Here is a 20,373-nt window from a genome sequence, read left to right as displayed (position 1 = left end):
GTCGCTAGTTCCTGCTAGAAAGGACAGACGATGTTTCTGTGGATCCAATCTAGGAGGGGAAGTTTACGTGGCAGTAAAATGGGAAAAGTTAGAGAATAACCAGGGAGTCCTGACGGTTGAAGTAGATGCTTCACAGGTAGATACAGCACTGGATCAGGCGTTCAAAAAAGTATCCAAAAAGGTTAACGTACCGGGCTTCCGTAAAGGGAAAGTACCGCGCAAAATGTTTGAAGCGCGTTTTGGTGTAGAATCTCTCTATCAGGATGCATTGGATATCATCCTTCCAACTGCATACGGACAAGCCGTTCGCGAAGCAGGGATTGAGCCTGTCGATCGCCCGGATGTAGACGTGGAACAGATGGAACAAGGCAAAACCCTGATCTTCAAGGCGACTGTAACAGTCAAGCCGGAAGTAAAACTGGGTGACTACAAAAACCTGACGATTGAACCAAAAGAGTTCACTGTATCTGATGAAGACGTAGATGCAGAACTGAAGCGCATGCAAGAGCGCCACGCTGAGCTGGTAGCAGTAGAAGAAGGCGCGGCTCAAAACAGCGATACTGCGATCATCGACTTCGAAGGCTTCCAGGATGGTGTAGCATTCGAAGGTGGTAAGGCTGAGGACTACTCTTTGGAGCTGGGTTCCGGTACTTTCATCGCCGGTTTTGAAGAGCAAGTCGTAGGAATGAACATCGGTGAAGAAAAAGAAATCCAAGTAACATTCCCAGAAGAGTACCACTCTCCGAATCTCGCAGGAAAAGAAGCTGTTTTCAAAGTGAAGCTGAACAGCTTGAAGCGCAAAAACCTGCCTGAACTGGACGATGAGTTCGCAAAAGATGTGAGCGAGTTCGACACGCTGGATGAACTGAAAGCTGACCTCAAGAAAAAGCTGGAAGAAAAAGCAGCGCAAGACAAAGAACAATACGTTCGCGAGCAATTGGTTCTGAAAGCAGCAGAGAACGCTGAAATCGATATCCCGGCCGTCATGATCGAACACGAGCTGGATCAAATGGTGCAAGAGTTTGGACAACGCCTGCAATTCCAAGGCCTGACGCTGGATCTCTACTACCAGTTCTCCGGCATGGACGAAAGCCAGCTCCGTGACCAACTGCGCGCCGATGCGACTTCCCGTGTACGCACCTCCCTGGTATTGGAAGCGGTCGGAAAAGCAGAAAACATCGAAGTTGTAGAAGAAGATGTAACCGCTGAGCTGGAAAAGCTGGCTGGCGTATACGGCCGTCCGGCTGATGAACTGCGCAAGATCTTCTCTGCACAAGACGGTATGGCTGCTCTTTACCGCGATGTGCAAACTCGCAAAACAGTCGATTTCCTGGTTGCAGAAAGCAAAGTTAGCGCATAATCTTAGGAAGACCGTATGATTGTTCAGAAGCGAGTATTGCTTGTGGACTTGTGAAGGCAAGGCACGATTTTTTGATCGTGCCTTGTTTTTCAACACGCGTCTTTCAATGTTTTGACGGATGTGATGGCAATCCCATTCAATAGGCTTTGCCTGCAGCCGTCTGGGCAGCCCAGGACCCTCGCTGCCATTACCTCTTGAGCGCAGAGCAGAGGAGGAGAATACATATGGTAATACCAATGGTGATTGAACAAACAAACCGGGGAGAACGCGCGTACGATATCTACTCGCGGCTCCTGAAAGACCGGATCATTTTTCTGGGCAGTGAAATTGACGATGATGTGGCCAATGTCGTGGTCGCGCAATTGCTTTTCCTGCAAGCAGAAGACCCGGAGAAGGACATCCATCTGTACATAAACTCGCCAGGCGGCTCGGTCACGGCCGGACTTGCCATTTATGACACGATGCAATTTATCAAACCGGATGTGTCCACGATTTGCATAGGCATGGCTGCCAGTATGGGAGCCGTATTGCTGTCAGCGGGAGCCAAAGGGAAGCGCTTTGCCCTGCCTAACAGCGAGGTGATGATTCACCAACCGCTGGGTGGTGTTCGCGGCCAGGCGGAGGATATTCGCATTCACACCGAATGGATTTTGAAAACCAAGCGTCAGTTAAACGAAATTTTAGCAGATCGCTCTGGTCAGCCATACGAGACAGTGGCAAAAGACACCGATCGGGACAATTTTATGAGCGCAGAGGAAGCTAAAGCGTACGGATTGATCGACGCCATTATTGAGCGGAAAAACTGACTCGTAGTGAGGTGATACGTGCATGTTTAAATTTAACGATGATAAAGGCCAGTTGAAATGCTCGTTCTGCGGCAAATCACAGGAACAGGTAAGAAAGCTGGTTGCCGGACCGGGCGTGTACATCTGTGATGAGTGCATCGAACTGTGCAACGAGATTGTACAGGAAGAGCTGGGAACGGAAGAAGAAATCGACATGAAAGAGATCCCGAAACCGATGGAGATCCGGAACATCCTGGACGATTACGTGATTGGGCAGGATATGGCGAAAAAATCACTGGCGGTAGCGGTTTACAACCACTATAAACGGATTAACTCCGGAGCCAAGATTGAGGACGTCGAGCTCCAAAAATCCAACATTCTTTTGATCGGTCCTACCGGCAGCGGGAAAACTTTGCTGGCACAAACGCTCGCGCGAATTCTGAACGTGCCGTTTGCAATTGCAGATGCTACTTCCCTGACCGAAGCAGGTTATGTAGGGGAAGACGTAGAAAACATCTTGCTGAAACTGATTCAGGCAGCCGATTACGACGTGGAAAAAGCCGAAAAGGGCATTATTTACATCGATGAGATTGACAAGGTTGCCCGCAAATCGGAAAACCCGTCCATTACTCGTGATGTTTCCGGTGAGGGCGTTCAGCAGGCTTTGCTGAAAATCCTGGAGGGAACCGTAGCCAGCGTGCCGCCCCAAGGGGGCCGCAAGCATCCGCATCAGGAATTTATCCAGATCGATACGTCCAATATCCTCTTCATCTGCGGCGGAGCCTTTGATGGAGTGGAACAGATCATCAAGCGCCGTTTGGGTAAAAAAGTGATCGGTTTCGGGACAGAAGTGGGCGAAGGAGTAAAAGGCGACCTGAAACAGGGCGAGTACCTGAAATACGTGTTGCCGGAAGACCTGCTCAAGTTTGGATTGATTCCAGAGTTTGTCGGTCGTTTGCCAGTTCTGGCCACACTGGAGCCGCTAGATGAAGCGACGCTGATCCAAATTCTCACCGAACCGAAAAATGCGCTGGTGAAACAATTCCAGAAAATGATGAGTCTCGATGATGTCGAGCTGGAGTTTGATCCTGGAGCCTTGAGTCAGATTGCCAAGGAAGCGATCAAGCGAAATACCGGGGCCCGCGGTCTGCGTGCCATTATTGAGCAGATCATGCTGGATATGATGTACGAACTGCCATCCCGTGATGACGTCAGCAAATGTGTCATCACCGAGGAGACCGTCAAGGATAAAGCGAAGCCCAAGCTGTTGACAAAAGAAGGCCAGGAGCGGAAACACGAAAGCGCCTGATCCAATATGTGAAATGAGAAACCCACCTCTTTTTGGAGGTGGGTTTTTTGTCATATGGCACAGAGTGGCAGGGGTGGGTTCACTGGTTTTTAAGTTTACACCCAGGATTGGCAGGCAATACTACTCATTATAGTTCAAGAGACGCGAACGAAAGGCTTGTTTGTTGGCGAATAAAGAACGACAAACAGTCTGCGAAATAGCTGCCAGTGAGCATGGGAGGGACTGCGGATGAACTATACAACACTTGTGATTGCCTGTGTAGAAGTGGTTGTGGCAATCATTATTGGTACCTATTTTTGGAAATTGCTGCGTGCCCAGCGGACAAATAAAACCTCAAGTGAGAAGGAATCGCGCAAAGATATGGACCAACTGCGCCGGATGCGAATGATCGCATTGACGGAGCCGTTATCGGAAAAAACCCGTCCTGCCGCCATGGATGAAATTGTCGGACAAGAGGATGGCCTGCGGGCGCTGCGAGCTGCATTATGCGGTCCCAATCCACAGCATGTCATTATTTACGGACCGCCGGGTGTGGGCAAGACAGCGGCTGCCCGCGTTGTATTGGAAGAGGCGAAGAAAAACAGTCTGTCTCCCTTTTCAGGTGACGCCAAGTTTATTGAAATCGACGCCACGATCGCCCGCTTTGACGAACGGGGAATTGCCGATCCTTTGATCGGGTCCGTTCACGATCCGATTTACCAGGGAGCGGGAGCGCTTGGCCAGGCCGGGGTGCCGCAACCGAAACCAGGAGCCGTGACCAAAGCCCATGGGGGTGTCTTGTTCCTCGATGAGATCGGTGAGCTTCACCCTGTCCAGATGAACAAGCTGTTAAAAGTTCTGGAAGATCGCAAAGTGATCCTCGAGAGTGCTTATTACAGTGAAGAAAATACGCAGATTCCTGCGCATATCCATGAAATATTCAAGTACGGCCTGCCGGCAGATTTTCGCTTGGTGGGAGCCACGACGCGCATGCCGGAAGAGCTGCCTCCCGCACTGCGTTCCCGCTGTCTGGAGATTTTTTTCCGTCCGTTGAAACCGGCGGAGATTGGCAGCATCGTCCGTACCGCTGGCGGAAAAATGGAGCTTGCGATGGAGGATGAAGCTGTGCAAGTGATCGAACGCTACGCAACCAATGGGCGTGAAGCGATCAACACCGTGCAAATTGCGGCCGGGATCGCTTTGACCGAGAAGCGCAACGTGATCAAATCCTGCGATGTGGAATGGGTTGTGCACAGCAGTCAAAAATCCCCGCGTCAAGAGAAACAGGTTCATGCGACCCCTCAGGTGGGACTGGTAAACGGGTTGGCCGTTTACGGGCCAAACATGGGGAGTGTCATGGAGCTGGAAGTGACTGCGACTCTGGCTGCCGTCCCGGGAAATGGGCGGATCACCACGACGGGTCTTGCCGAGCAGGAGGAAATTGGTGGGCGGGGCCGGACCATCCGGCGAAAGTCCATGGCCATGGGTTCCATCGACAACGTGTTGACCGTGCTTCATCACTTGGGTATCCGCCCCTTTGATTACGATATCCACGTCAACTTTCCAGGGGGAGTTCCCGTAGATGGCCCATCAGCGGGAATCGCCATTGCAACAGCCATTTATTCAGCGATCAAGGAAATCCCCGTGGATAATTTGTTGGCGATGACGGGAGAGGTCAGTATCCACGGAAAAGTAAAACCGGTAGGCGGTGTGGTTGCCAAGGTGGAGGCTGCCAAAGCGGCAGGGGCCACTCGTGTGCTCGTACCGGAAGAGAACTGGCAGACCATCTTCGAAGAGCTGGAGAGCATCGAGGTGATCCCGGTATCCACCGTATCGCAGGTATTGGAAGCAGCGCTCATAAAAGCCGCAGAGCCGGAAGTAGAAAGCACCGGTTTTACACTGCAACTGCCCGCGGAAGATCTGGCTTCTTCCCCTCTCTCCTTGTAAGTGTGGAACAGCACGCTGAAATTAGACATCGGATTCTGTTTACGCTACAATGATAAGAAGCTTCGACTACTCTCCCAAAAGAAGGGAGAAGAAGCGTGTCAGGACGATCAAAAACGGCTGTTCACGGGCCGTTTTTGCTTGTAAAAAAAAGTTGGATTCCCGCGTGAGCAAGCGGAAAAAGAGATGGGTCCACTTTTGAAAAAATGACTGCAAAGACTGTTCAGATCAAGGAGAGGTGCATAAGCTTGGGCGATCGTTCCGGAAAACGAGAGATTCCACTCCTCCCGTTGCGCGGGTTGCTGGTGTATCCGTCCATGGTGCTGCATCTTGATGTGGGACGGGATAAATCCGTTCGCGCACTGGAGCAAGCCATGGTGGATGACAATAAGATTTTGTTGGCCACGCAGGAGGAAGTCCATATAGAAGAACCAGAGGCCGATCAGATTTATTCTGTCGGCACTGTAGCACGGGTCAAACAAATGCTGAAGCTGCCCAACGGAACCATCCGGGTTCTGGTGGAAGGTCTGCAGCGGGCCAGAATTGAAGAGTATGTGAAGCAGGACGAATATTTTCAGGTAGTCATCACCTACCTGGAGGAAGAAAATACAGATCAAAACGAAGCAGAAGCATTGATGCGAGCTGTGCTCACTCATTTTGAGCAGTTCATCAAGCTATCCAAGAAAGTATCCCCGGAGACACTTACCTCCGTCAGTGACATTGAGGAGCCAGGACGTCTTGCCGATGTCATTGCCTCTCATCTGCCGCTGAAAATGCGCGACAAACAGGAGATTCTGGAGACCACCAACATCAAAGAGCGCTTGGATATTCTCTTGGATATCCTGAATAACGAGCGCGAGGTTCTGGAGCTGGAGCGCAAAATCAGCGGTCGGGTCAAAAAGCAGATGGAACGGACGCAAAAAGAGTACTATCTGCGCGAACAGATGAAAGCGATCCAAAAGGAATTGGGCGACCGGGACGGACGACAGGGCGAAGTTGACGAGCTGCGCTCCCAACTGGAAAAATCGGACGCTCCGGAACGGATCAAAAACAAGATTGAGAAAGAGCTGGAACGCCTGGAGAAAATGCCGTCAACTTCTGCGGAAGGTTCCGTGATTCGAACCTACATTGACACTCTTTTGGCCCTGCCCTGGACGAAGAAAACGATAGATAATCTGGACATACAGCATGCCGAAGATGTTTTGAACGAAGATCACTACGGCCTGGAAAAACCAAAAGAGCGGGTGCTGGAATACCTGGCTGTCCAAAAGCTGGTCAATTCCATGCGTGGCCCGATTCTCTGTCTGGTTGGTCCTCCGGGCGTGGGGAAAACTTCATTGGCCCGTTCTATTGCGCGTGCACTGGAGCGCGAATTCGTCCGGATTTCCCTGGGAGGGGTGCGTGACGAAGCAGAGATTCGCGGACATCGCCGTACCTATGTCGGCGCTCTCCCTGGACGGATTATTCAAGGAATGAAACAGGCGGGTACTGTCAATCCCGTATTCCTTCTGGATGAGATTGATAAACTGGCCTCTGATTTCCGCGGCGACCCTGCGTCTGCTTTGCTGGAAGTGCTCGATCCGAACCAGAATGACAAGTTCAGTGATCACTATATTGAAGAGACGTATGACTTGACCAATGTCATGTTCATCACGACGGCCAACAGCCTGCACACCATTCCGCGACCGCTGCTCGACCGGATGGAGGTCATCTCCATTTCTGGGTACACCGAGCTGGAAAAACTGAACATCCTGCGTGGCTATCTGTTGCCAAAACAAATGGAAGACCACGGACTGGGCAAGGATAAGCTGCAGATTCAGGAAGAAGCGATGCTCAAGGTGATTCGCCAGTACACGCGTGAAGCGGGTGTGCGCAACCTGAACCGCGAGGCAGCCAACATCTGTCGGAAGGCGGCCAAGCTGATTGTCAGCGGCGAGAAAAAGCGCGTTGTCGTCACGGCCAAAACGATTGAAGGTCTGCTGGGCAAGCCGCGTTTCCGCTATGGCTTGGCAGAGAAGGAAGACCAGATCGGCTCGGTCACTGGGCTTGCCTGGACGGAAGCTGGCGGTGATACGCTGAATGTAGAGGTTTCCATCCTGCCAGGCAAAGGAAAGCTTACCCTTACCGGACAATTGGGCGACGTGATGAAGGAGTCTGCGCAGGCAGCCTTTAGCTACATCCGTTCCCGCGCAGCCGAGTGGGAGATCGATCCCCATTTCCATGAGAAGAACGATATCCATATTCACGTTCCCGAAGGTGCCATACCCAAAGACGGACCTTCCGCAGGGATCACGATGGCGACGGCCTTGATCTCAGCACTCACGGGAATCCCGGTGCGCAAAGAAGTGGGGATGACGGGGGAAATCACCCTGCGCGGCCGCGTCCTGCCAATCGGCGGACTTAAGGAGAAATCCCTTTCCGCTCATCGCGCTGGTTTGACGACGGTCATCTTGCCCAAAGACAATGAAAAAGACATTGACGATATACCGGAGAGCGTGCGGAATGACCTGAAGTTCATTCCAGTGGAGCATCTGGATGAAGTCCTTCGTCATGCGTTAGTCAAGAAAACGGCTGGTGAATCCTGATGAAGATTACCTCCGCTGAATTTATCATTAGTGCTGTCGGACCCGCTCAATACCCGACGGACGGCCTGCCGGAAATCGCTTTGGTAGGCCGCTCTAACGTCGGCAAGTCCTCGCTGCTAAACAAGATGATGAACCGCAAAGGACTTGCCCGCACCAGTCAAAAGCCGGGAAAAACTCAGACGCTTAACTATTTTCAAGTAAATAAAATGCTCTATTTTGTGGACTTCCCTGGATATGGCTACGCCAAGGTATCGAAATCGATCAAGGGACAGTGGGGAAAAATGATCGAATCGTATCTGAGCAAGCGGGAAGAGCTGCGTTTTATTATCCAATTGGTCGATATCCGCCATGCGCCCAGCAAAGATGATATTGCCATGTACGAATGGTGCAAGGAAATTGGAATTCCCACCGTTGTCGTCGCAACCAAAGGGGATAAAATTGCGCGTGGCCGCTGGCTGCAGCATACCAAAATCATTCGCGAGCAGCTAAAGCTGCGTCCGACTGATACGCTTCTGATCTTTTCGTCAGAAACAGGCCAAGGGCGGGATGAACTTTGGGCGGAAATCAAACGACGCCTCTATGAAGAGAAAGAGATGGCAAGCGCCGACGTAGCCCCTGCAACGCAAAATACGTCTGCCCAAGCAGAAACACCTGCAGAGAAAAAATAGAGACGTCAATCAGCGAACGGGAAAGGAGGCCCCTGTGTGACAAGGCACGAACGCTTTCCCATACGCGGTGTCATCGAGGGGTTCTACGGCAAGCCCTGGACGCATGAAGAAAGACTGGACATGATTCAGTTTTTGGGAAGGCATCAGTTCAATGCGTACTTTTACGCTCCCAAGGATGACCCCTATCTGCGGGAAAGATGGCAGGAGAAGCATCCGGAAGAGAGGCTACGTCAGCTCGATGAACTCATCCATGCGTGCCAGTCTGCAAGTCTCGCATTCTATTACTGCTTAAGTCCCGGATTAAACATGGAGTATTCAAACCGGGACCACACCGAGACTCTGCTGGGGAAGTACCGCAACATGTATGAGCGGGGAGTCAGGCATTTTGCTCTTCAGTTTGACGATATCCCGCAGAACCTCCTGCATGCGGCAGATGTTGAGCAGTATGGTACACTGGCTGATGCACACGCTGACACGACGCTGCGGATTTGGGATGAGATCACGGGCTGGACGGAGGAAGTAGAGCTGGTGATCTGTCCGACGCAGTATCACGGGCTGGGCAACGAACCGTATATCTCCCGGCTGGGACAGCGTTTGCCCCAGGACGTTCACCTCTTTTGGACGGGCAGATTTGTCTGTTCTCCGTTTCTGACCGAGGGCGATGCGATCCGCTTTCAGGAGTACACCGGACATCAACCGCTCTTTTGGGACAATTATCCCGTAAATGACTTGGCGATGGCCAACGAGCTTCATATTGGCCCGCTCAGAAACCGAGATCCGGAGTTGGGACAGTTGGCTGCCGGATACGTCGCCAATGCCATGGAACGGGTAGAGAGCTCCAAAATTCCGCTGATCACGATTGCCGATTATCTGCGCGATCCCGCCGGGTATGATCCGATACGCTCCTGGCGGCGGGCAGTGGAGGAAGTAGCAGGTCCAGAGGACGCGCAAGCCCTTCTGCGTTTTGCGGATAACGTACAAAGCTCATTTTTGCATGAAACGGAATCGCCAGCGCTTTTGGAGTCGTTTATGCAATTCCGCTTTCAATTTCAGCATGGGAACAAAGAGCTGGCCATCCGCAAGCTGGGATTGATGTTTTCGGAAATGGAGGAAACTGCCCATCACTTGCTGTCGAGAATGAAAAACCAAAAGCTTTCTCAGGAAATCAGCAAATGGGTGGAAAAATATCGGCACTGGGCCAAGGTGGGACAGACGGCGACAGCCCTGATTGATGCCGGAACGAACGGACGCATTCCACAAGCAGCGTACCATATGCTGCGGCTCAGGCAGTGGGTAAAACGCACGGAGCGTCTGCCGCAGAAGGTTTGTGGTCAGGTCATGAGCCTGTTTGTGGAAGCGCTCTTGCTAGAGGTTCGGAAATCAACGTGAAATCGAAAAAGGAGCAGACACTCGAGAGAGGTCCGCTCCTTTTTTGTGTGTGAGGGGGATATCGTCTTCAGGCCGATTTTCGGCTGTTGGCGTTTTGCCGTTTGCTTTGCCAGAGCTTGAGCCACTCGGTAATAGGCAGCTCCCCCAAGATCATGCCGAAGAAAATGAGAAAGCCGCCAAAAATTTGCCGCGCTGTCAATACTTCGTGTATCCATAGATAAGAGGTAACGGCCGCAAAGACAGGTTCGAGTGCAAAAATCAGAGCCACTCGGGTCGAGCTGGTCTGTTTCTGCAAAGCGGTCTGAGCCAGAAAGGCAAGGGCTGTCGCAAAAATGGATGTGATCAAAAGTCCCCTCGCGACCTCCGGAATCAGCAGGACCTCCGGATTTAGTGCCAAACGCCAGTCTTCAAACAAGAAGGCATAACCCCAGCTTAGGACAGCCACGGTACCTAATTGCACGATCGCCAGCGGCAAGGCAGGGAATTTGGGCGAATACTTGCCCGTAATCACGATTTGCAGGGCGAAGCAGATCGCACAGCCAAATACGAGCATATCACCAGTATTCAGGCTGAGTGACTGATTCAGTGTCAACAGGTACAGGCCGATGGCGGCCAGGATGACACCCACGGTCGCGGTTGTCTTTACACGTTCACGCAAGATCAGAAAGGAAAAAAGCGGCACGAGGACAACAGAAAGCCCGGTAATAAAACCGGCCTTTGAAGGTGTCGTGTACAGCAGGCCGACAGTTTGCAGGGCATAACCGAGGCAGAGCCAAAAGCCGATTAGCGCACCTGCTTTGAACAGCGGAATACTCCACTCGCGCCACTGCTGTCGAAAAAACAGAAGCTGGATCACGAGCAGAAAAAGCACGGCGATGGAAAAACGGACAGCGTTAAAAGCATTTGGCGGAAGTGCGGTGATTGCTTGTTGAACCACGAGGAAGGTAGCTCCCCAGATTATTGCAATCAAGAGTAAAGTCGTATCCGCCATCCACTGCTTTTTCAAGGTTTTCTCTCTCCCTCCAGGACAAATCAGACGATTCCAAACGTTCAGGTGATCATGCAAGCATGATAAGGGAAACAGTCGATGAAAGCAAGGAAAATAACCGAAACGAAAGAGGAATAGAAGTGAAGGCTTGGCTTTTTGTAGGAAATATCGGAAAATATAGAAAATACATTCCTGGTCTGACAAACATGTCCAAAAAAGATGAGCGATATGAGAAATGAGGGACTCTATATGAAGCAAATATTGCCAGGGTCGGGAAAAACCAGACGGGCAGAAAACAAGGGAAAACGGATGGCAGAGCAGCTTTCCGATCTGTTACGGAAGGAAGGAGAACTGGAGGCCGCGCGTGAAGCCATACGCAGGGTGCTCGATCAGAATTTGAGCAATCGGGAGTACTTTGTGATTGTCGATGAAACGGGGTATGCCCACATACATACCAATCGCCTGCGAGAGGGAATTGTCTTTGCGGATGAGGTAGGCAGGAATGCGGCGGCTGCTCGCGAGACCATCTCCCAGTTATACCTGCGTGATACAGGGGAGTGGCTGTTGGACACAGCCATACCGATCGGAGCATTTCACGGCAGGCGCTATGTCCTGCGCATGGGGACGATCCTGCATCGCCCCTTCCTCGGCCCGATTTTGTTCGGACTTAGCACCGTACCCAGCATCGCAGGCTTGATGATCGGATACCTCATGGAGCTGCCGTTACCAAGCGTGCTTGCCTGGGCCGGGGTATCGCTGTTCGTCGGCATGACTGGAGGCTTTTTCATCCATCGGGGCATGCGTGCAAGCATTCGTCAATGGCGAGAGTTTATGCGAGCGGTCTCAGCCGGAGATTTGACCGGGAAAATTGAAACGACAGCGCGAAACGAATTTCATCAGATGGGTTTAGAGTTGAACAAAATGGCCTTGGGGATTCAGCATATGATCAAAGAGATTTCCGCAACGGCGCAGGCGACAGGTGCAATCAGCCGGAAACAGGCCTCCCAGTCGAAGGAATTGGCTGATACCTTTGATGAGCTGGGGGGAATGATGGGACAGTTCCAAACAGGCAGCGCCCAGCAGGGAGAAGCTTTGTCGATGGCAGTGGCAAAGCTGTCCGATATGATGATCATGCTGGACGGCATGAAATATGCCCTGCAGCGTGCAAAAGAGATCAGTAACAGCGCTGCAGCGACAACGGAACAGGGCACATCCTCAGTAGACGCAGCTTCGCGGCAGGTCAGCCTGGCTGAAGCCGGGATGGTTCGATCAGCGGAAGCGATTCGCAGACTGACAGCAGAGATGGAGAGAATCAGCGAGCAAGTGTCAGCGATTACGAAAATTGCGCGTCAGACCAACACACTTGCACTCAACGCCTCCATCGAAGCGGCGCGAGCAGGAGAGCACGGCAGGGGCTTTTCCGTCGTCGCCGCTGAAATCAGGCATCTGGCTGAAGAGACAGGACGATTTGCAGAACGTATTTTGGCGACCACAGAGACTGTCCAACAAGACGTGATGATCGCAGCCAGCGAGGTAGAAGGTCAGCTGGAAGAGCTGCAATCCTCAACACGCTTTGTCAAGGAAGCAGGTGCGGCCATTCGTCATCTGCAGGTAGTAGTGGATGAAAATCAAAGCATGTCGCTGGAAAACGCAGAGCTGGCTGAGATTCTGGTCCAGGACTGCGAAAAGATCAGCCAGACGCTTCGGGGAGTAGAAGGGATTGCCGTTCAGTTTGCGGCAAGTGTGTCGGAAGCAGCCGTTGCGGTAGAAACACAGACACAAAGTGTGCATCTGCTGGCCGGAGAGGCAGAGGAACTGGCAGAGAAAACCCATGCGCTTGAGAGAATCACGAGTCGCTTTCGCATCTGAGTTGACCCTGAAAAAACAGGCGAACCTCTCATATTTCCCGGAAGTGTCATCCGTTAATAAACTTTTCACAATTACATCTGACCCATTTCGGACATAATGATATAATGATAGTGAATTTTAAGCAGAGCCGGCTGGCATTGTATTACCGGGAGGACGTTATGGATATCCTTTTAGTGGGTCTAAACTACAAAACAGCACCTGTCGAGATTCGCGAGAAATTTACTTTCAGCGATGACGGCACATCTCGGGCTCTTTATCTTCTCTCCCAGACAAAGAGCATTGCAGAATGCGTTATCCTTGGAACCTGCAACCGTACAGAAATCTATGTCGTCTGTGATCAGTTGAACGTAGGACGTGACTACACGCTCAGATTTTTGGCGGAGTGGTTTGGTGTCAGCAAAGAGACATTCAAAGAACATCTTTATATAAAAGGAAACGAACAGGCAATCGAGCATCTTTTCCGTGTATCCTGCGGAATGGATTCGATGGTCATGGGGGAAACACAGATTCTCGGCCAAGTGCGGGATGCATTTACGCTTTCCCAGCAGTTGAAAACGACAGGAACCGTCTTCAACACCTTGTTCAAACAAGCGATTACGTTTGCCAAACGTGCCCATACGGAAACAGCTATTGGGCAAAATGCGGTCTCCGTCAGCTATGCTGCAATCGAGCTGGGGAAAAAGATTTTCGGTTCCTTTGCCGGAAAAGAAGTGCTGATTGTCGGTGCCGGAAAAATGAGCGAGCTGACAGCCAAGCATTTGCATGCCAATGGTTCCGGTCATGTTCGTGTCGCCAACCGCACACTGGAGAGAGCACAGCTGTTGGCCGAAAAATTTCAAGGGGACGCCTGTACGATGGAGCAGCTGCCTGAGGCGCTGCTGACCGCAGACATCGTCATCAGCTCGACCGGTGCATCCGGCTATGTCATCACCAAGCAACAGCTGCAGCCGATCATGAAGCAGCGCAAGCATCGTCCGCTGTTCATGATTGACATCGCCGTTCCCCGCGACTTGGACCCGAGTCTGCATGATCTGGAGAACGTCTATCTCTACGATATTGACGATCTGGAAGGAATTGTGGCCAGCAACCTGGAAGAAAGATCGAGAGAAGCAGAGCGCTTGGAAGGAATGATTGGCGAAGAACTCGTTGCGTTTACTACCTGGTACCAGACGCTGGGGGTGGCTCCGCTGATAGCAGCACTGCGTGAAAAAGCGCTGGACATCCACACGGAAGGTATGCGCAAGATTGAAAACAAATTACAGCATCTGACCGAAAAAGAGCGGCACATCATCAGAAAAACGACCAAAGGAATGATTAATCAATTATTGCATGATCCGGTCGTGCGCCTAAAAGAGATGGCTGCCAAACAAGATGGTCCCGATGCGTTGGACATGTTCTCCACTATTTTTGCACTGGAAGAGATTCTGGAGCGGGCCGAGCGTGAAGCGGATTGGGAAAAAGAAAAAGCGAAGCAAAATGCTTTCCGTGAACAGGTCCTGGCCTCCCGAGTCCCGAAATAGATTCCGATAGAGAAAGAGAGGAGAGAGTACATGGCCGATGTGAGATGGATCTATGATGTCACGATCTTTCTCTACGCTGCAAGTGTTCTCTTCTATTTCAACGACTTCTTGCAAAGCAACCGGAAAGTCAATCGTTTGGCTTTCGGGTTGCTTGCTGTCGTTTGGGCCTTGCAATCCGTATTTTTTGTGACGCAGCTGATGGCAAAGTCCTACTTTCCGGTCATCACGCTGTTTGAGACCCTTTTTTTCTATTCATGGGTGCTGGTTACGTTATCGCTGGTGATCAACTATTTTTTTCGCATAGATTTACTGGTATTTTTTACCAATATTATTGGCTTTATCGTCCTGGTCCTGTCTATGTTTTTACCGGAAACACCGCTTCACGCCGTTTCTGGACCGCTGACGTCGGAATTGCTGCTGGTCCATATCACTCTGGCCATGTTCAGCTATGGCGCCTTTTCTCTGTCGATGATTTTCTCAGCGATGTATCTGCTTCAGCATCACATGCTCAAAGCAAAGCGCTGGACGCCAATGCTGCGGCGACTTCCCAGTCTGGATCGGTTGGAGTCGTATGCGTACCGGATGAATATGATGGGCGTGCCGATGCTTTTGTTGGCGATACTGGTGGGGATCATCTGGGGGAAGCTGGTGCTCCCCGACAAGTTCTGGCTGGATGCGAAGGTACTGTTATCCACCTTGGTTCTGGCCGCCTATTCTTTCTGGTTGTACAAGAGATATAGCGACACCTGGCAAATGCGCACTTTGGCCCTGCTGAACCTCGTTAGCTTTGGGCTGGTGCTGATCAATTTTTTGGCGACCGATGTTTCAAACTTTCACAATTGGCTGTAAGGAAAAAGCAGCTTGGTTAGGAGGCTACCATGAAAAAATGGATGGTGGGGACACGCCGCAGCAATCTGGCGCTCACCCAAACAAACTGGGTTATTGGACAATTGAAGCAGCTTGAACAAGAGGCAACTTTTGAATTGCACGAGATCGTAACCAAAGGGGATCGCATTCTCGATGTGACTTTGTCCAAGGTGGGAGGAAAAGGACTGTTTGTCAAAGAGATCGAGCAGTCCCTGTTTGATGGGGAGACAGATTTTGCCGTGCACAGTCTGAAGGATATGCCTGCAGAACTGCCTGAGGGTCTGGTTATCGGCGCGATTCCGAAGCGCGTTGATCCGCGCGACGTGTTGCTCTCTAAAAACGGACTTACCCTTGATCAATTGCCGCAAGGGGCGTTGATTGGAACCAGCAGCTTGCGCCGTTCCGCACAGCTTTTAGCCTACCGGCCTGACCTGCAGATTGAATCGATTCGCGGGAATATAGATACGCGCATCCGCAAACTGCAAGAAGGCAATTTTGATGCGATCGTGCTGGCAGCCGCAGGGCTGGAGCGGGTAAATTGGGAGGGAGAGATCAGTCAGTTTCTCCCGGTAGAGATCAGTCTTCCGGCGGTCGGACAGGGAGCATTGGCGATTGAGTGCCGTTCGGATGATGAAGAGACGCTCCGCCTGCTCGCCAAGTTCGACCATCTCCCGACTCGTTTGGCCGTCACGGCGGAGCGCAGCTTTTTGCATCGCCTAGAGGGAGGCTGTCAGGTGCCGATCGGTGCCTACGCCACTCTGGACGAAGCGGCTGCAGATGAACAGCCGGTTATTACGCTGACGGGATTGGTCGCTTCTCCAGACGGGAAGCAAGTCTTCAAGAAAACAGCGCAGGGGACTGACCCCGTTGCATTGGGGCTAGAAGTTGCCGAGGCCATTGCTGCAGAAGGAGCCGCAGATGTACTGGCACAGGTGAAAAAGGAGAATCAGGCATGAACTACCCGCATGAAAGCGGGCAATCACGGCCGTTGACCGGCATCCGCTTGATGGTGACCAGATCGCGACAACAAGCGAGGGAATTGATCGATCAGTTTGAGTCTTTCGGGGGAGAAGCCTACGCATTTCCACTGTTGAAAATGGTTCCGCCGGCAGACTGCAGCTCTTTGGATGAGGCGATTCATCGCCTGAACCGCTTCGATTGGGTCATGTTCACCAGCGTAAACGGGGTTCGCTTTTTTCTGGAGCGCATGCATCAACTGGGTGTTTCTCCGGAAAAGTTGACGGGCAGGCTGGCGGCGGTTGGTCCCAAGACCGCTGCCGAGCTGGTCAAACACGGCTGGGAAGCAGACGTGATTCCCGCTGACTATGTAGCCGAGGGAATGCTTGTCAGCTTGCGGGATCAGCTTCACCCTGGGGAGCATGTACTATTGCCCAGGGCAGACATTGCCCGCAAGATTTTGCCGCAGGAGCTTGGCCGAATGGGCATGCATGTCACCGAGGTGGATGTGTACCAAACGGTAATTGACGGGGAACAGGCACCGGAGGCAGCGGCTCGTCTACGGCAGGGCCAAATTGATGTCATCGCGTTTACCAGTTCTTCCACCGTCACTTATTTTATGGAAGCAATGGCCCCCTATGGGGGGAAAGAGCTTTTGCAGGGAGTACGCATCGCCTGTATCGGTCCCATCACGGCTCAGACCGCAAAAGCTCACGGAATAGATGCCGATATCGTTGCCGAGGAGTATACGGTAGAGGGCTTAATCGAAGCTTTGATTGCATATTGGGGAGGGAATCATTATGACCAGCAATTTTGACCGCCATCGCCGTTTGCGTTCCAGTGCAGGGATGCGCAATCTGGTGCGAGAAAACCACGTACGAATCGAAGATTTGATTTATCCGTTGTTTGTCGTAGAAGGGTCAAACATCAAGGAAGAGATCCCGTCCATGCCAGGAGTTTACCATTTTTCCCTGGATCGTCTGGAAGAGGAAATGAAAGAGATCGCTGCAGCCGGCATTCAGTCTGTCCTGATGTTCGGCGTGCCGGAGCACAAGGACTACTGCGGTACTGAGGCCTACAACGATGAAGCGATCACACAGCGGGCGATTCGCCAGATCAAGGAAGCCTATCCGGAGATGATCGTCATTGCGGACACCTGTCTTTGTCAATATACCGATCATGGTCACTGCGGCGTTTTGCATGACGGCGAGGTGGACAACGATGAATCCCTCCGGCTGCTGGTAGCCACTGCGGTCTCCCAGGCCAAGGCAGGTGCCGATATCATCGCTCCTTCCAACATGATGGATGGCTTTGTCGCGGCGATTCGCGAAGGATTGGATGAAGCGGGCTTTGTCCATGTCCCGATCATGTCCTATGCGGTCAAATACGCCTCTTCTTACTATGGTCCGTTCCGGGAAGCTGCCCACTCTACTCCGCAATCGGGCGACCGGAAAACCTACCAGATGGACCCGGCCAATGCACGCGAGGGACTGAGGGAAGCAGCGTCTGACGTCGCCGAAGGTGCAGACTTTTTGATGGTGAAGCCGGGGCTGGCATTCATGGATATGGTGCTCAGACTGCGGGAGAGCTTTGATCTGCCTGTCGTAGTATACAACGTCAGCGCTGAATATTCTATGGTAAAAGCAGCAGCGGCAAACGGTTGGATCGACGAGGAACGGATCGTCATGGAAACACTGGTCGGCTTCAAACGCGCTGGTGCCGATCTGATTATTACCTATCATGCCAAAGACGTGGCAAAATGGCTGGCGAGGTGAGCGGATCATGAAAATGGACAATTCATTGCGGATGTTTCAAGAGGCGCAGCAGTACATACCGGGCGGCGTAAACAGCCCGGTGCGGGCATTCAAAAGCGTCGGCGGCAATCCGATCTACATGGCTAAGGGAGCAGGCTCTCAGATTACCGACGTAGACGGCAATCACTACATTGATTACATCGGTTCCTGGGGACCGCTGATTCTGGGGCATGCCCATCCAAAAGTGCTGGCGGCGATCCAGGAGGCAGCCGCACTGGGAACGAGCTTCGGTGCGCCGACAGAAAGAGAAACTGAAATGGCCAAGCTGGTTTGCGAAATTGTGCCGTCTGTTGAAGTGGTGCGGATGGTCAACTCGGGAACAGAGGCGACGATGAGCGCTTTGCGCCTGGCCCGTGGCTACACCAAACGGAATAAAATCATGAAGTTTGAAGGCTGCTACCACGGTCATGCGGACAGCTTGCTGATCAAGGCAGGATCTGGCGTGGCGACCCTTGGACTGCCTGACAGCCCGGGTGTTCCGGAAGCGACCGCGATCAATACCATCACGGTGCCGTACAATGATCTGGAAAGCGTCAAACTCGCATTTGAATCCTACGGTTCCGATCTGGCCGCAGTGATTGTGGAGCCAATTGCAGGAAATATGGGTGTTGTGCCGCCAGCGCCAGGCTTTTTGGAAGCGCTGCGCGAGATTACCGAGCTGAGCGGCACGCTGCTGATTTTTGATGAAGTGATGACCGGTTTCCGCGTATCCCGCGGCGGGGCGCAAGAGCTGTACGGTATCACCCCGGACCTTACAACGATGGGCAAGGTGATCGGCGGTGGTCTGCCGGTAGGTGCCTACGGCGGTAAACGAGAAATTATGCAACAAATTGCTCCGGCGGGTCCCATCTATCAAGCGGGTACGCTGTCAGGCAATCCGCTGGCGATGGCAGCGGGTCTTACGACTCTGCAGGAACTGGGGCAGCCGTGTGCCTATGAAAAATTGGAGACGCTGTCTGCACGTCTGGCTGAAGGGCTGGCAGACAACGCCCGCAAATTGGGCATCCCGCATACCCTGAATCGTGTGGGATCAATGGTTTGCCTGTTCTTTACCGAGACGCCTGTCATTAATTACGAGACAGCCAAAACCTCTGATCTGGATAAATTCTCGGCATACTTCCGCAATCTGCTGGAGGAAGGCATCATGATTCCGCCATCTCAGTTTGAAGGCATGTTTGTCTCTTTGGCTCATACAGAAGCGGATATTGAACGGACGATTGATGCCAGCTACAAGGCGATGAAAAAGCTGTAGGCAAAGAAAAGCAGCGAATCAAAAGAAATGAAGACGAAAGTCCCCTCCGAAAAGGGGACTTTTTTGATTGCCGATCAGCATCTACGTTGTGCGTTGGCATGGTCGCCTGGGAAGTCTGGAAATAGCCGTCCTTCCATGCTAGTCCTTCCATGTTATGTCATGCCAGGTCCAGTTCTTTTCGCTGCTGTCGTTTGATCAGATTGCGCAGGGAGTCGAAATTAACGATGACAATTCCCGCAATGGTCGTGACAGCTCCCAGTGCCATGAACCAGGTAACCGTTTCATGATATAGAAGGGCGCCCAGCCCCATGGCGATTACGGGAGACAGATAAAGCCAGGTAGAGGGGAAGACGGGATTGGTTTTGGCTACCAGCCAGTAAAAAATGGTATGTCCCACCATGGAACCGATGATGATCAGATAGAGCAGCGAGCCGATCGCTTTGGGTGTAAGCATGGATGACAGATGAAGCGGTTCGGTAAAAAATGAGAGAATCATCAGCATCGCTCCACCGTACATCATCTGGACAGCATTCAGGGCGACGGGTGAAGAATCGGCAAAGCGGCGAATGACCTGCTTGGAATACAAAGCACCTGACGAGTAAAAAAGCTGGCCAATCAGGATTGCTCCACTGCCGAGCAGCCAAAACAGGCTGGCGGTCATGGTTACTTGAGGGAAGACCAGAAGAATCACACCGAGAAAACCAATCAGACAACCGATCAATGCTTTCCTGGCGACTTGTTCGCGCATTACTATCATCTGGAGCAGCAAGATCATCATCGGTGCTGTCGCCGAAAGGATGGCTGCCGCTCCCGAGGTAACGTATTGCTCCGCCCAGTACAGGGTGGAAAACGTACCGAAGGTCAGGCAGAGTCCCGTAATCATCATTTCCTTTTGGATCAGCAGGTTGACGCGGGCACGTTTTTTCAAGATCATCCAGACAAAGAGCAAAAGTCCCGCCAGAAAAAAACGGATTCCGGCCGAGAAAAAGGGTGGAGCTCCTGCATCAATGCCGATTTTAATCGTCAAAAAGGTGGTTCCAAACACGAGACACATGATTGCGTAGTTGATGATTACCATAGTAACGCC

General features: G+C 52.0%; 17 protein-coding genes. 15 read left to right on the top strand and 2 right to left on the bottom strand.

Annotated elements, in window-relative coordinates; all coding sequences use genetic code 11:
- Positions 1 to 67: 67 nt before the first annotated feature.
- From tig to NDK47_RS18675, 7 genes are all read left to right on the top strand, one after another.
- Positions 68 to 1,360: a trigger factor gene (gene tig, locus NDK47_RS18705; RefSeq protein WP_251871290.1), complete on the top strand. Its 1,293-nt coding sequence runs from the start codon at positions 68 to 70 to the stop codon at positions 1,358 to 1,360.
- Between the two features lie 224 nt (positions 1,361 to 1,584).
- A complete protein-coding gene (clpP, locus tag NDK47_RS18700) occupies positions 1,585 to 2,166 on the top strand; it encodes an ATP-dependent Clp endopeptidase proteolytic subunit ClpP (RefSeq protein WP_251871289.1) in 582 nt (193 codons plus the stop codon).
- A gap of 22 nt (positions 2,167 to 2,188) precedes the next feature.
- Positions 2,189 to 3,454 carry an ATP-dependent protease ATP-binding subunit ClpX gene (gene clpX / locus NDK47_RS18695; RefSeq protein ID WP_251871288.1) on the top strand — a complete coding sequence of 422 codons (1,266 nt, stop codon included), beginning with the start codon at positions 2,189 to 2,191 and terminating at the stop codon, positions 3,452 to 3,454.
- Positions 3,455 to 3,682: 228 nt separating this feature from the next.
- Positions 3,683 to 5,380, top strand: a complete 1,698-nt coding sequence (gene lonB / locus NDK47_RS18690) for an ATP-dependent protease LonB (RefSeq protein WP_251871287.1) — start codon at positions 3,683 to 3,685, stop codon at positions 5,378 to 5,380.
- A gap of 245 nt (positions 5,381 to 5,625) precedes the next feature.
- Positions 5,626 to 7,962, top strand: coding sequence for an endopeptidase La (lon, locus tag NDK47_RS18685; RefSeq protein ID WP_251871286.1), 2,337 nt, complete (start codon positions 5,626 to 5,628; stop codon positions 7,960 to 7,962).
- Positions 7,962 to 8,630 carry a ribosome biogenesis GTP-binding protein YihA/YsxC gene (gene yihA, locus NDK47_RS18680; protein ID WP_251871285.1) on the top strand — a complete coding sequence of 223 codons (669 nt, stop codon included), beginning with the start codon at positions 7,962 to 7,964 and terminating at the stop codon, positions 8,628 to 8,630. Before lon ends, yihA begins: the two co-directional genes overlap by 1 nt.
- A 36-nt stretch (positions 8,631 to 8,666) precedes the next feature.
- Positions 8,667 to 10,019 (top strand): protein O-GlcNAcase, encoded by a 1,353-nt coding sequence (locus tag NDK47_RS18675; RefSeq protein ID WP_251871284.1) that lies wholly within the window; start codon positions 8,667 to 8,669, stop codon positions 10,017 to 10,019.
- Positions 10,020 to 10,086: 67 nt separating this feature from the next.
- Here NDK47_RS18675 and NDK47_RS18670 read toward each other — a convergent pair whose 3' ends face one another.
- Positions 10,087 to 11,025, bottom strand: coding sequence for a DMT family transporter (locus tag NDK47_RS18670; RefSeq protein ID WP_305883343.1), 939 nt, complete (start codon positions 11,023 to 11,025; stop codon positions 10,087 to 10,089).
- 62 nt (positions 11,026 to 11,087) lie between these two features.
- Here NDK47_RS18670 and NDK47_RS18665 point away from each other — a divergent pair, with 62 nt between their 5' ends.
- From NDK47_RS18665 to hemL, 8 genes are all read left to right on the top strand, one after another.
- Positions 11,088 to 11,246 (top strand): hypothetical protein, encoded by a 159-nt coding sequence (locus NDK47_RS18665; protein WP_251871283.1) that lies wholly within the window; start codon positions 11,088 to 11,090, stop codon positions 11,244 to 11,246.
- Positions 11,247 to 11,256: 10 nt separating this feature from the next.
- Positions 11,257 to 12,876: a methyl-accepting chemotaxis protein gene (locus NDK47_RS18660; RefSeq protein WP_251871282.1), complete on the top strand. Its 1,620-nt coding sequence runs from the start codon at positions 11,257 to 11,259 to the stop codon at positions 12,874 to 12,876.
- 158 nt (positions 12,877 to 13,034) lie between these two features.
- Positions 13,035 to 14,396 (top strand): glutamyl-tRNA reductase, encoded by a 1,362-nt coding sequence (hemA, locus tag NDK47_RS18655; RefSeq protein WP_251871281.1) that lies wholly within the window; start codon positions 13,035 to 13,037, stop codon positions 14,394 to 14,396.
- Positions 14,397 to 14,426: 30 nt separating this feature from the next.
- Positions 14,427 to 15,245 carry a cytochrome C assembly family protein gene (locus tag NDK47_RS18650; RefSeq protein ID WP_251871280.1) on the top strand — a complete coding sequence of 273 codons (819 nt, stop codon included), beginning with the start codon at positions 14,427 to 14,429 and terminating at the stop codon, positions 15,243 to 15,245.
- A gap of 29 nt (positions 15,246 to 15,274) precedes the next feature.
- Positions 15,275 to 16,219, top strand: coding sequence for a hydroxymethylbilane synthase (gene hemC, locus NDK47_RS18645; protein WP_251871279.1), 945 nt, complete (start codon positions 15,275 to 15,277; stop codon positions 16,217 to 16,219).
- Positions 16,216 to 17,037 carry a uroporphyrinogen-III synthase gene (locus NDK47_RS18640; protein ID WP_251871278.1) on the top strand — a complete coding sequence of 274 codons (822 nt, stop codon included), beginning with the start codon at positions 16,216 to 16,218 and terminating at the stop codon, positions 17,035 to 17,037. Before hemC ends, NDK47_RS18640 begins: the two co-directional genes overlap by 4 nt.
- The gene (gene hemB, locus NDK47_RS18635; RefSeq protein ID WP_251871277.1) at positions 17,021 to 17,995 is read left to right on the top strand and encodes a porphobilinogen synthase; all 975 of its coding nucleotides are present in this window, start codon (positions 17,021 to 17,023) and stop codon (positions 17,993 to 17,995) included. The genes NDK47_RS18640 and hemB overlap by 17 nt, the downstream gene beginning before the upstream one ends.
- Before the next feature lie 7 nt (positions 17,996 to 18,002).
- Positions 18,003 to 19,286 carry a glutamate-1-semialdehyde 2,1-aminomutase gene (gene hemL / locus NDK47_RS18630; RefSeq protein WP_251871276.1) on the top strand — a complete coding sequence of 428 codons (1,284 nt, stop codon included), beginning with the start codon at positions 18,003 to 18,005 and terminating at the stop codon, positions 19,284 to 19,286.
- 157 nt (positions 19,287 to 19,443) lie between these two features.
- Here hemL and NDK47_RS18625 read toward each other — a convergent pair whose 3' ends face one another.
- The gene (locus tag NDK47_RS18625; RefSeq protein ID WP_251871275.1) at positions 19,444 to 20,364 is read right to left on the bottom strand and encodes a DMT family transporter; all 921 of its coding nucleotides are present in this window, start codon (positions 20,362 to 20,364) and stop codon (positions 19,444 to 19,446) included.
- Positions 20,365 to 20,373: the final 9 nt, after the last annotated feature.

It is taken from the genome of Brevibacillus ruminantium, from assembly GCF_023746555.1.
GTDB classification, from domain to species: domain Bacteria; phylum Bacillota; class Bacilli; order Brevibacillales; family Brevibacillaceae; genus Brevibacillus; species Brevibacillus ruminantium.
Note: the sequence above shows the minus strand (reverse complement) of the source record. Positions and strands in the feature narration are given on the sequence as shown.